A 10,927-nucleotide genomic window follows, 5' to 3' on the forward strand; every position below is an offset into this window, starting at 1 on the left:
AGGCCGGCCGTCACACCCCGCGGTCGCGCCGCTGGGCACAACGTGGCCGCACCGCTCGGGTTCACCCGATCGGCCCGCCCGAACGGCGTCCGGCGCTGCGGCCGGTCACCAGCCCGGCCAGGGGATTTCCCACCATCATGTACTGGACCGGCGCCATCCTCCGGAGTTGGGTCGGGGTGGTGACCGTCCATGGCACGACACTCTCGATCCGACGCCCTGATCCGGTGGAACGCGGCGGTGTCGTCGTGGTCTGCGACAGCGAAGGTGCACCCGACTGGGTGGTGGACTGGTGCCGGCGGTCCGGACGGTGGCTGCGCCGCCACGAGTTGCCCGCCGCCTCCCCCGACGACTTCACGGCCGCGGCGCAGCGTGTCGGCACCATCGCCGAGATCGCGTCGGCCGCCGCCCGCCACGACAGTTCGGTCCTCGTCGTGTCCGGAGCGGTGTCACCGCCACGCTCCGGGCGGCCGCAGGTGGTCGCCGCGGTGCAGGCCCTCCCCGACGACGGGCCGGTGCTGGCCGCCGCCGCGACGGCAGCCCTGCACAGGCACGCCGACCTGGTCGTGGCCCACGGCGTGCCCACGTCGTTCGCGGAGCGCAGCGTCGGGCTCGACGCCGCGCTCGACCACGCGGACCGGCTGCTCGCCACCTCCGTCGCGGCCGCGCAGGCGAGCGCGCCGGACCTCACCGTGGTGCCGCTGCTGCTGCGGGTCCGCCCGTACGAGATGGTCGGTGAAGGGCTCGACGCCGACCTCCTCGTCATCGGCGGCCCACGCACGTTCCCGCCCGGCCCGCTCGGTCTCGTCGCCCACAGCGCTCTCCACCACGCCCCGTGCTCGGTGCTGCTCACCCCACGGGCGCCCCGGCCGGAGTTCCTTCCGGACATCTACTCCTGATTTCCGCCACACGGTGGCCCCGGCAGGCCTTGTCGGCAACCGGGCACGGCTCCAGACTTGACACGCGAGGAGCGGAGGAGGACGAGCCATGCGCTGCTGCACCGGTGACCAGATCGTCATCGAAACCGCCACTCTGGACACGCCGCGCCGACGGGGCGAGGTGATCGAGGTGATCGGCCAGGGCGAGCGGGAGCACTACCGGGTCCGCTGGCAGGACGGCCACGAGTCCGTCTACTTCCCCGGCCCGGACGCGCGGGTGCTCCCCCGCGCCTGACGCCGGAGCCGATCCCTGGGGGCGTGGTCTCAGCCCAGGCCCTCGTTCGCGGTGAGCCGCTGCCCTGCCCGGCGGGCGGCACCCGGCAGCACCAGCACCGCGACGACGCCGACCAGGATCCAGGCGGCCGACACGAGCGGGTACACGCCCGCGGCGCCCTCCGGGTACGGCGCCACGTTGCGGAAGAGCGTGTAGCCGATCAGCACCAGGGCGAGCGCCGGTACGACCACCTCCCACACGGCTACCTCGCGCCGTCCGGAGAAGAACAGCAGGCGGGCCGCACCGACCGTCGCCAGCGCGTACACGACCAGCAGGATCAGCGTGCCGATCGTCCCGGAGGCCACGAACAGAGCGAACGGTTCCCCACCCAGCACGAACCACGTGATGGCGATGATCACGTACATCACGGCGACGACCGCGGCCGTCGCCCGGGTGGGGGTGGCGCGCGCCGGGGAGATCTCCGCGAACGCAGCGGGGCCGATGCCGTCGCGGGAGAGGGCGAAGAGCATGCGGGCGGCGCCCACGGCGCAGGCCAGCGCGCACCCGAACGCGCTGACCGCCGCGCCCACCGTGATGAGGTCTCCGACCCAGGCGGCCACGTACTGGGACCCGAGGTCTCCCAGCAGTGACGACGACGCGATGAAGGCGGCGACACCCGCGTCGTCGGTGCCGAAGCCCATCACCTCCACGGCCGTGACGAACACGAAGTAGATCCCGCCGAAGATCGCCGTGCCGAGGATCGCGCGCGGGATGCTCCGGCGTGGGTCCTTGGCCTCCTCGCCCAGGGTCGCGGCGGCCTCGAAACCGGCGAAGGACAGGAATCCGAAGACGACGCCGAGGAACACCGCCGAGACCTCGGTGCCGGGCGCCACCGTGAACACCGAGAAGTCGACGCCCCGCCCGCCCGGCGCCGTGCCCGTGGCCAGCCGGGCGAGGATGATCACGGAGACCACGAGGATCAGTGCCACGGTGGCCACCTCGATCGTCAGCAGCACCCGCGTGCCCCCGCGCACGGGCGCCACGGCGAGCGCCAGCACCCCGAGCAGGGCGACGGCACCGACGGCGAAGCCTGCCCACGAGGGCTGGTTCGACCAGATGCCCAACGTGTCCAGGGCGGCGGCGCCGAAGATCCCGGCCGCCGTGGACGTCACGACGCCGTAGAAGATGTAGGTGCCGAGCAGCGACCAGCCGGCCACCACGCCGGCGCGCGGGCCCAGCGTCGCCCCGACGAATCCGTAGACGCTGCCGGCGTGGTTGAAACGCTGGCTGAGCCGCACGAACGTGTACGCGATGAGCAGCACCCCGACGGTGGCCAGCGCGAAGGCGAGCGGCACGGCACGGCCCACCGTGCCCGCGGTGCCCTGGGGGTTGATGTTGGCGGCCATGGACGGCGCCATCAGCGCCAACGAGAGGCCGATCGCCTCCCACACGCTCAGCTCGCGACGGAGCCGGGTACCGGAGATCGACCTCTGCGCCATGGCGCCTCCTCGGTTGATCAGAAGATGGTCGGTCACGACCGGTCCGATGTCACCGAACATGCGCAGACGTCGCCCGTCCGGACGCAGCGGAGCCCCCCAGGCGCGGCTGTGGCGGCCTCAACCGGGCACGGCCACCCAGATCGTCCCGTCCTCGATCCTGACCGGGTAGGAGACGAGTGCGCAGTCGCGCGGCACGACGCCCTTGCCGCTCAGCACGTCGAACTCCCACATGTGACCCGAGCAGGTCAGCGTGCCGTCCTCGATCCAGCCCCGGTCCAGCGGCGTCCGCTGGTGCGGGCAGCGGTTGTCATAGGCCCGCACCTCTCCGTCGAGCTTGATCAGCAGGACCTCGGTTCCCTCGAGGGCGACGCCGAACATGCCTCCCTCCCACAGCTCGCCCTCGCGGGCCGCCTGGGTCCACGTTCCCGCGTCGGGCGGCGGCACGTCGTCGGGGGAAGCCACAGAACGCCTCCAGACTCATCGGTCCGGCTGCCGGTGCGCCGGTCCGTTCCCGCTGCCGGGTTACCCGGTGGGGCGCTGGACGAGTCCGGCGCCGCTAGCGCCGAGGAAACAACGAGGTCGTCTTACCCGGATCCGGGCAAGGAACCCCGTTTCCGCGGCACTAGAACGTGGTGAAGGTGGCGTCCCGCACCGCGTCGTCGCCCATGCGGACGCACCGGTCGTACTCCGCGCGCCGGGTGGCGAGGATGCACCGCCCGAGCAGGTCGCCGAGCCCCTTCATCAGGACCGGGTCGGCCTCCAGCCGCGCGAGCGCCTCCCGCTGGTCGGCCGGCAGCGGGCGGACACCGCACCGGCGGGCCTCGTCGGGGCCGAGCGTCGCAGGGTCGACCGTGGCCGGCTCGGGCAGGTCGAGCCCGCGCTCCACGCCGTCGAGCCCGGCGAGGATGAGCCCACCGAGCGCCAGGTAGGGGTTGCTGCTGGCGTCGCACGCCTTCAGCTCCGCATTGGCGCTCTCCCGCTCCCGGCCCCGGAACGGCGACGCGACCCGCAGTGCGGCCTCCCGGTTGTCGTAGCCCCAGGACACCGTCGACCCCGCCCAGGCACTCGGCCGCAACCGGTCGTACGACAGGTAGGACGGGCAGGTCAAGGCGACGAGCGCGGGCAGGTGGTCGAGTACGCCCGCCAGGAACGCGCCGCCCCGCTCCGACACCGCGAACGGGTCGGCCGGATCGGGCATCAGGTTCGTGGCGCCGTCGGCGTCCCACAGCGAGAAGTGGATGTGCGTGCCGCTGCCGATCCCGTCCGGCCACGGCCGCGGCGCGAACGAGGCCAACAGGCCGTGCGAGCACTCGGCGATACCTCGCACGGTGTCGCGCAGCCGCAGCTGGTTGTCGGCGGCGCCGAGCGCGTCGGCGTAGCGGACGGAGATCTCCTGCTGTCCCGGCCCGTACTCGTTGATCGCCTGCTCGACGACGAGGCCCTGCGCGGTCAGCGCGTCGACGATGTCGTTGAGCACCAGGGCGGCCCGGTCCAGCCCCGCCGAGGAGTACACCGGGCCGTCGCCCCACGGCCGCGGCCCCTCGGGCGTGCGTTCGGCCAGGTAGAACTCGTTCTCGAAGGACGCGCGCGCCCGCAGCCCCGCGTCGGCCGCCGCCGCCACAGCGCGCTGCAGGAACGCCCGGGGACAGCAGCCCCAGTCGAGCCCGTCGTGGCCGACCTGGTCGCACAGCACGCTGCCCACCCCGTCGAGCCAGGGCAGCCGGACGTACGTGGCGAGGTCCGGGACGATGCGGATCTCGCCGACCGGTTCCATGTCCGCCACCGGCACCAGGTCGTCGAGCACGTTGACGGCGTTCTGCGCCCTGGTCAGCCCGAGACCCGAGCGCAGTGCCCCGTCGAGACGCCCGACGTGCGCCTGTTTGCCGCGGATGACCCCGCTCGGATCGCAGTACAGGAAGCGCAGCAGCCGCACGCCGTCGGACTCGATGCGCTCGAGCAGCTCGGACGCCTCGTCGCTCATCGCTCCTCCAGCCGGTAGACGCGACGCGCGTTGCCCGCCCCGATGAGCTCGGCGACGCGCAGGGCGTCGGCCTGCGACCAGTCCCCGGATTCCACCCACTCGCCGAGCAACGCGGTCATGGCGCGGCGCCACAGCAGGGCCCCGAGGTGGTGCAGCTCAGGAGGTCCCCACGCGTCCGAGGAGAAGAGCACCTTGGCGAACGGGGCCACCTCCAGCGACTCGGCGATCACCGCGGCGCTGCGTGCCCCGCTGTAGTTCACCGCCAGCCCGACGTCGAAGTACACGTGCGGGAACACGGCGGCGAGGTAACCCGCGGTGCGGTGGTAGGGGTAGCAGTGCAGCAGCATGATCGGCACACCGCGGTCCTGCACCCGCCGCAGGAACCCCGTCATCTTCGAGGGGTCGCAGCGGTGCATCGTGAGGTCGGTGTCGCCGAACCCCACGTGGAACTGCAAGGGGAGCCCGTGTTCCACGCCTGCCCAGAGCAGGTGGCGCAGCAGCACCGGATCGGTCAGCCGTCCCCCGTCGCGCAGCCACTGCCCGGCCGCGCGGCGCACCTCACCCGCGTCCGGTGGCTCCGGGTCGAAGTCGAGGCCGTGCCGGTAGGCGATGACCGACTTGAGCCCGACAGCCCCCTGCACCCGCTTGCCCAGGGCGGCGGCGAACGCCTCGGCGAAGCAGCTCGCGTCGGGCGCCGTGGCCGCCACGTCCTCGGCCACCGACTCCAGCCGGACCACCTCCTCCGCCGAGGCGGGGTGGGCGGGCGTGGTCGCCGACCGGGCCATTTCCGCGGGCGAGAGGATCTCGTCGGCGCGGTAGCCGGTCTCCACGAGGAAGCACCCGATACCGCTCGCGGCCAGGAACCGGCGTGCCACCTCGTCCGCGCCCAGCTCGCGGCGCCGCTGCAGGTACGTGGGCGCGTCGGCGTGCGGGGGCAGGCCGAGCACCGGGGCGCACCAGCGGCGCACCGCGAAACCGACCTGAGAGTCCAGCTGGGAGGTGCCCGGCGGCGCGGGAAAGGGCGACTCCGACAGGCCGGCGGCGAACCCCTCGGCGTCGAGGTCACCCCGAGCAGCGCCGTGGACGTGATGGTCGACGAGCCGCAACGACTCCACGGCCGCCGCTACCGGCTCGGTCATGGGACTCAGCAGACAGGCAGGCACCGATCACGTCAAGGACGCGCCGGGCCGACTCCCCCGTGAGATCACACGGGCGGGGCCGTCACCATCCCCTGTTCTCCGCGCGCCGGCGGCCGCGGACCGCGACGCCGTCGAGGCACTGACGGGGGCTGCCGGAGCGGCGCGGCCTGGCCTGCCTCGGCAATGTGTCGTGGGGGTCGATGATGTCCAGGCACCGGAGGACCTGCGGGCTGCAGCCCGCCACCCGGAACTCGACGTCGCGGCTCGTCGCGCTGTTCGCGAACGCGAGCAGTGCGGAAAGGCCACGGGCGCCGACGAATGTCACCGACGTCAGGTCGACGACCAGGCTCCCGATCTCGCACGGGGGCCGCAGCTGCTCGGCGAGGCAACGGGTCAGCGCAGGCTCGGTGAGGAGGTCGATCTCGCCGATGACGTGCACGGTGACCTCCGCCGAGGACCCACCCCGGCGGGTGAGAGTGAAGCGCGCCAGTTCCGGTGACGGCGCGTCCTGGGCGCCGGGGGAAACATCCATGCAATACCCGCACTTCCCGCCCCGCCATGGAGGCCGTCGTCCTACGCGAGAAGGCCAGAAACTGCGTCGCCAGCATCAACGGTGGCGAGCCGGGACCGCGTGTCACCGGCGAGCTCTGAGCCGGCGAGCGCCCCGGACGTGCTGATCCGGGGGCCTTGCCGTGTGGACGCGGAGCAGGGACCGGGCCTGCGTCGTGTCGAACTCTAACGGCGACGGGGCGGCCTGAACAGGGCGCAGGGGGCCGCGCGGGACGGTGTCGGACATAGGGCGACCGGTAATATGACGGCCGGTGTGCCGGGAAGTCTGGTCGGCGACGTCGTCCCCGACCGTTGCGGAGGAACTGTGACCGTGCCCCCCGGCCGCTCCACACCTCGCCTGTTCGGCCGGGGCAGCTGGCCGGAGGTCAGCCGGATAGCCGACATCCTGCGCACCGAGACCGTGGGTGGCGCGCTGCTGGTCGGTGCGGCAGTGATCGCGCTGGTCTGGGCGAACTCCCCCTGGTCCGGCATCTACGAGGGTCTCACCGGGCTGCAGGTCGGTCCGTCCGCGCTGCATCTCGATCTGACACTGGCGCAGTGGGCAGGCGACGGCCTGCTGGCGATCTTCTTCTTCGTGGCCGGGCTGGAGCTCAAACGCGAGTTCGTCGCCGGTGACCTGCGCGATCCCCGGCTCGCCGCCCTGCCGGTCGCCGCCGCCGTCGGCGGCATGGTGGCGCCCGCTCTGATCTATGTCGCCATCAACGCCCGCGCAGCCGACGGGGCGCTGGCCGGCTGGGCCGTCCCGACCGCCACCGACATCGCCTTCGCCCTCGCCGTGCTCGCCGTCATCGCCACCCATCTACCAGCGGCGCTACGCACGTTCCTTCTCACGCTGGCCGTGGTCGACGACCTCCTCGCCATCACGATCATCGCCATCTTCTACACGCGGTCGCTGCAGCTCGTCCCCCTTGCGCTGGCGCTGATCCCGCTCGGGCTGTTCACGCTGCTGGTGCAGCGCCGTGTGCGGTCCTGGTGGCTGCTCCTGCCCCTTGCCGCAGCCACCTGGGCGCTCGTTCACGCCTCCGGCGTGCACGCCACCGTCGCTGGAGTGCTGCTCGGGTTCGCCGTGCCGGTGAAGCGGCGCGCCGAAGGTCCGGGCCCCGGGCTCGCCGAGCACTTCGAGCACCGGTTCCGTCCGATCTCGGCGGGGTTCGCCGTGCCGGTGTTCGCCTTCTTCGCAGCAGGCGTGTCCGTCATCGGGCCGGACGGCTTCGGGCCCGGCCTGACCGACAGCGTCACCATCGGCGTCATCGCCGCCCTGCTGGTGGGCAAGCCGTGCGGGGTGCTTGGCGCAACCTGGGCCGTGCAGCGGTTCACCCGTGCCGACCTCGCGGAGGACCTGTCCTGGTGGGACGTGCTCGGGCTCGCGCTGCTCGCCGGTATCGGGTTCACCGTCTCCCTGCTCATCGGCGAGCTCGCCTTCGGCGCGGGCTCCGAGCGCGACGACCACGTCAAGGTCGCGGTGCTGCTCGGCTCGCTGCTCGCGGCGCTCCTCGCCACCGTGGTGCTGCGTATCCGCAACTCCCACTACCGCCGGATGTGTGCGGAGGAGGAGCGTGACGTCGACGCCGACGGCGTGCCCGACGTGTACCAGACCGATCCGCCCCCCACCTGAGCAGTTCCGGCCAGGGTCAGGAACCTGTGCCTGCCCCGGCGGGCCTGCGCCGCTCGGGCACGGGGGGCGCCGGGGTGGCGCACTCCGCCCACATCAGCGCGTGCTCCAGCCCGCAGGCGTAGTCCCGGCACGCAGACGGCTCCCCGTAGATGATCGCCTCGGCTGCGGCCAGTTCACGCACGATCGCCTGGGGCCGCACCGGCAGGCCCGCCAGCACGCCACTCAACGGTCCCGGCCCTCCGACGCACAGCCATTGCAAGGCGTCGACGGCGCCGTGGCGGAACTCGGGGCTTGCGACATCCTTCCGGACCTGCAGCTCCGCAATCTGTGCGGCCAGCACAGAACGCTCACGCAGATGAGTCGGACTATCCATGATCTGCTCCCGGCGCGTGAATGGTTGCGATCATCCACAGCTCGGCGAGATCGTCAGCCATGACAACTCCAGCAAAGACAAAGAAAACAGCAGCGAAACTATAGCCATACCCGGCTCGGAACAGAAGCCCTCCGAGCCTGCGGAGACTTTCCCGGTGTGAGCGGGTTCACCCTCGGCTCACGATCAGGCACTGTCCGCAGAAAACCCAGCCCAGGCCGCCACACGGCACCCGTCGATCTCCGGCGGACGCCCGTGACGCCCCGGTGAGGCCACCCATGCAGGCCCGACACATGCGCCATTCGCAATATTCATTGGTCGCCCTACCGCAGCCCACCTACTGTCGGAACCATGACGATGAAACCGCGGATCAATACGGCTATCGTGAGGAAAATCGGACACTGAGAATCGAGCCGTGACTATCGACAGGATTTTCCCGAGTCCCCGCAACCGGCTTGATGAACCTCATTCCGTCGTGCGCTCGGCAGCATCCGGACCGCCGGTTCACCTGGCCGCCGCTCATATCGAGAGCGGGCGCACGCGGATGGCGTTGCGCACCACGCCGACGCCGGTCGGGCCACGCCGCCGGGCTCGGGAACGTAGCGAGCCCGGGCTGCCCGAGGGGTAGGCAGCCCGGGCTCATCGCGGGCGGCGAGCTCAGCCGCCATGTCCGGGGCGATCCGCTAGCGGGCGTACCCGCTGGTCAGCGAAGGACGGTGTCGAAAACGACGCTGAGGAAATCTTCGAGTGGTTCAACGTTTCTCACGACCTTGCTGTGCATGATCGCGCCCTGGAAAGCGTCGAGGAGGAAGGGACCGAGGCGCTCCAGGTCGGGACCGGCACCGATCTCACCGGCCGCCCGGGCAGCCTGAAGGGTCGCCACGATGTCCTCCGACCACTGGCAGAGACTGGTGCCGACCTGCATCCGGATCACATCGCTGCGGTCCGCAACCTCGGTACCCATGTTGCCCAGCAAGCACCCACGGGTGAACTGGCTCTCGGACAGCATGTCGACGACCGCGCGGAACCGGGCGTGTAGCTGCGCGAGCAGGGAGAGACCGGGATCCACCTCCTGCCACCATGCCGAGCCGGCGGCGTAGCGGGCGACCACCTCCGCACCGAGGTGCTCCTTGCTCGGGAAATGGTTGTAGAACGAACCCTTCGGCACGCCGGCCGCCTTGGTGATGGTGTCCACGGAGCAGGCCGCGTAACCGTGCCGATGGAACTCGGTGACGGCCGCCTCCACGAGCACCTCCCGGACTCCGACGCGTGGCATGCCATTGAACATGACCAGTCGTCTCGGCGGCGGTCAAGGCAAGCACGACTTGCACACATTCAGTTCGGTGCACGTGCCCTCGATCGGGCTCAAGTGTCCGAATCCCGATGAGCCGCAGCCGCGTCGAGACCGGGTGCGTCCGGCGACATTCAGCGACGCTCGAATGACGGAGAGTTCGTCCGACATCACGCCTCGCGGCTCACCCGTAGAGGGTGAGAGTGCATTCGTGGGCTCGCAGGGCCACCCGAACCCGGGAGATCGACGGAACGAGGATTCATTTTCCCGATCCGGGAAGTCACTTGCAGAACCCGGCGCACCGCTCACGACCACTCCGCAGAATCCGGCTCACGACATCGGATCACACGCCAAGGGTGATCCGGCGTCCCCGCCGCGGGGGCGATGGTGTCGGCATACCCCCGGCGGAGCACGCCGGGGCAGACGCACGGAACGGCGGCGGGCGCCGAGGAGGTCGACGATGAGCGACACCGGAACGGGCAAAGCGGTGCGGTCGAGCCGCCGGCGGCCCTCGACGCGGGTGATCGTCGCCGCGGTGTTGGTGGTCCTCGCGTTCATCTTCATCATCGAGAACCGCGAGCCTGCAGCGATCCGGGTGATCATCCCGATCGTGATCATGCCGCTGTGGGCCGCGCTCACCGGCATGTTCATCGTCGGTCTCGCCGTCGGCGCGCTGTGGCGGAAGCGGCGCTGATCGTTGCGGCCGTCGGTACCGCGGCAACCGTGCGGACCGACGCCCCCGCGGACTCGGGTCCGATCACACGCCCCCCCTGGCCGGGGGTTTTCACGGGTGCGACGCGCTGGTGCCGGGGTGACGGTGGGTTCGACGCAACCCCCGAAACGAGACAGCTGCGCACCCGCTGGACACCGGAACGGAATCGAGTGACGAGATGAATACGCGTCGCGCAGATGCGATCGCAGACCTCTTCGCGACCCTCGAGGGTCTGCTGATCACCTACCAGGCGCTGCCCGAAAGCGAGCGCCCGCAGCGCTGGGCTGCTGACGCACATCGGATCACCGGCGTCATCGCCCGGCAGCTGAGCAGCACGAGGAGCCGCATCTCGCCCGGCGCGATCGATCTCGGCGCCGAGAGCGCCTGAATCTCCGCCGCAAACGTCCGTCGCCCGTCCCGCGCTCCGAGGGGCGCGGCGAGCGTTCCTGTCCTGGTGACGTCCTGCCACTCACTTGTAGGGAGTTCTGTGAACGATATCGACATCGAGCTCTTGACCCGAGCCGACGTGCCCAGCGACTGGACCGATCTCGACCGGAAAGCGGTCGACACGATCAGAGTGCTCGCCGCCGACGCCGTGCAG

12 protein-coding genes are annotated in these 10,927 nt (G+C 71.2%); 5 read left to right on the forward strand and 7 right to left on the reverse strand.

What is annotated here, in order from left to right:
• The first annotated feature begins 224 nt into the window (after window positions 1–224).
• Together MMF94_RS24885 and MMF94_RS24890 are read left to right on the forward strand one after the other, a co-directional pair.
• Window positions 225–896 (forward strand): universal stress protein, encoded by a 672-nt coding sequence (locus MMF94_RS24885; protein ID WP_241039580.1) that lies wholly within the window; start codon window positions 225–227, stop codon window positions 894–896.
• Between the two features lie 88 nt (window positions 897–984).
• Window positions 985–1,170, forward strand: coding sequence for a DUF1918 domain-containing protein (locus MMF94_RS24890; RefSeq protein WP_241039581.1), 186 nt, complete (start codon window positions 985–987; stop codon window positions 1,168–1,170).
• 29 nt (window positions 1,171–1,199) lie between these two features.
• On the opposite strand, the gene MMF94_RS24895 is transcribed toward MMF94_RS24890, so the two are convergent.
• From MMF94_RS24895 to MMF94_RS24915, 5 genes are all read right to left on the reverse strand, one after another.
• The gene (locus MMF94_RS24895; protein WP_241039582.1) at window positions 1,200–2,648 is read right to left on the reverse strand and encodes an APC family permease; all 1,449 of its coding nucleotides are present in this window, start codon (window positions 2,646–2,648) and stop codon (window positions 1,200–1,202) included.
• 117 nt (window positions 2,649–2,765) lie between these two features.
• Window positions 2,766–3,110 (reverse strand): Rieske (2Fe-2S) protein, encoded by a 345-nt coding sequence (locus MMF94_RS24900; RefSeq protein WP_241039583.1) that lies wholly within the window; start codon window positions 3,108–3,110, stop codon window positions 2,766–2,768.
• Window positions 3,111–3,270: 160 nt separating this feature from the next.
• The gene (locus MMF94_RS24905; RefSeq protein WP_241039584.1) at window positions 3,271–4,629 is read right to left on the reverse strand and encodes a glutamine synthetase family protein; all 1,359 of its coding nucleotides are present in this window, start codon (window positions 4,627–4,629) and stop codon (window positions 3,271–3,273) included.
• Window positions 4,626–5,768 carry an amidohydrolase family protein gene (locus MMF94_RS24910; protein WP_241039585.1) on the reverse strand — a complete coding sequence of 381 codons (1,143 nt, stop codon included), beginning with the start codon at window positions 5,766–5,768 and terminating at the stop codon, window positions 4,626–4,628. Before MMF94_RS24910 ends, MMF94_RS24905 begins: the two co-directional genes overlap by 4 nt.
• A gap of 82 nt (window positions 5,769–5,850) precedes the next feature.
• Window positions 5,851–6,300 carry an STAS domain-containing protein gene (locus MMF94_RS24915; RefSeq protein WP_241039586.1) on the reverse strand — a complete coding sequence of 150 codons (450 nt, stop codon included), beginning with the start codon at window positions 6,298–6,300 and terminating at the stop codon, window positions 5,851–5,853.
• A 342-nt stretch (window positions 6,301–6,642) separates the two neighbouring features.
• Here MMF94_RS24915 and nhaA point away from each other — a divergent pair, with 342 nt between their 5' ends.
• The gene (gene nhaA, locus MMF94_RS24920; protein ID WP_241039587.1) at window positions 6,643–7,953 is read left to right on the forward strand and encodes a Na+/H+ antiporter NhaA; all 1,311 of its coding nucleotides are present in this window, start codon (window positions 6,643–6,645) and stop codon (window positions 7,951–7,953) included.
• Between the two features lie 16 nt (window positions 7,954–7,969).
• Here nhaA and MMF94_RS24925 read toward each other — a convergent pair whose 3' ends face one another.
• Window positions 7,970–8,326 (reverse strand): hypothetical protein, encoded by a 357-nt coding sequence (locus tag MMF94_RS24925; protein WP_241039588.1) that lies wholly within the window; start codon window positions 8,324–8,326, stop codon window positions 7,970–7,972.
• A 700-nt stretch (window positions 8,327–9,026) separates the two neighbouring features.
• The gene (locus tag MMF94_RS24930) at window positions 9,027–9,599 is read right to left on the reverse strand and encodes a TetR/AcrR family transcriptional regulator (protein WP_241039589.1); all 573 of its coding nucleotides are present in this window, start codon (window positions 9,597–9,599) and stop codon (window positions 9,027–9,029) included.
• 475 nt (window positions 9,600–10,074) lie between these two features.
• Between MMF94_RS24930 and MMF94_RS24935 the strand changes: the two genes are divergently transcribed.
• The gene (locus MMF94_RS24935; protein ID WP_241039590.1) at window positions 10,075–10,308 is read left to right on the forward strand and encodes a DUF1049 domain-containing protein; all 234 of its coding nucleotides are present in this window, start codon (window positions 10,075–10,077) and stop codon (window positions 10,306–10,308) included.
• Window positions 10,309–10,504: 196 nt separating this feature from the next.
• Complete coding sequence (locus MMF94_RS24940; protein WP_241039591.1) at window positions 10,505–10,714, forward strand: hypothetical protein; 210 nt, start codon at window positions 10,505–10,507, stop codon at window positions 10,712–10,714.
• Window positions 10,715–10,927: the final 213 nt, after the last annotated feature.

This window comes from Pseudonocardia alaniniphila, from assembly GCF_022524485.1.
Lineage (GTDB): Bacteria > Actinomycetota > Actinomycetes > Mycobacteriales > Pseudonocardiaceae > Pseudonocardia > Pseudonocardia alaniniphila.

What these genes read in the sequence shown, in the direction of transcription:
- MMF94_RS24890 (WP_241039581.1), top strand. Translation starts at nt 985, where the DNA reads ATGCGCTGCTGCACCGGTGACCAGATCGTCATCGAAACCGCCACTCTG.
- MMF94_RS24895 (WP_241039582.1), bottom strand. Translation starts at nt 2,648, where the DNA reads ATGGCGCAGAGGTCGATCTCCGGTACCCGGCTCCGTCGCGAGCTGAGC.
- MMF94_RS24905 (WP_241039584.1), bottom strand. Translation starts at nt 4,629, where the DNA reads ATGAGCGACGAGGCGTCCGAGCTGCTCGAGCGCATCGAGTCCGACGGC.
- MMF94_RS24910 (WP_241039585.1), bottom strand. Translation starts at nt 5,768, where the DNA reads ATGACCGAGCCGGTAGCGGCGGCCGTGGAGTCGTTGCGGCTCGTCGAC.
- MMF94_RS24915 (WP_241039586.1), bottom strand. Translation starts at nt 6,300, where the DNA reads ATGGATGTTTCCCCCGGCGCCCAGGACGCGCCGTCACCGGAACTGGCG.
- MMF94_RS24925 (WP_241039588.1), bottom strand. Translation starts at nt 8,326, where the DNA reads ATGGATAGTCCGACTCATCTGCGTGAGCGTTCTGTGCTGGCCGCACAG.
- MMF94_RS24930 (WP_241039589.1), bottom strand. Translation starts at nt 9,599, where the DNA reads ATGCCACGCGTCGGAGTCCGGGAGGTGCTCGTGGAGGCGGCCGTCACC.
- MMF94_RS24935 (WP_241039590.1), top strand. Translation starts at nt 10,075, where the DNA reads ATGAGCGACACCGGAACGGGCAAAGCGGTGCGGTCGAGCCGCCGGCGG.
- MMF94_RS24940 (WP_241039591.1), top strand. Translation starts at nt 10,505, where the DNA reads ATGAATACGCGTCGCGCAGATGCGATCGCAGACCTCTTCGCGACCCTC.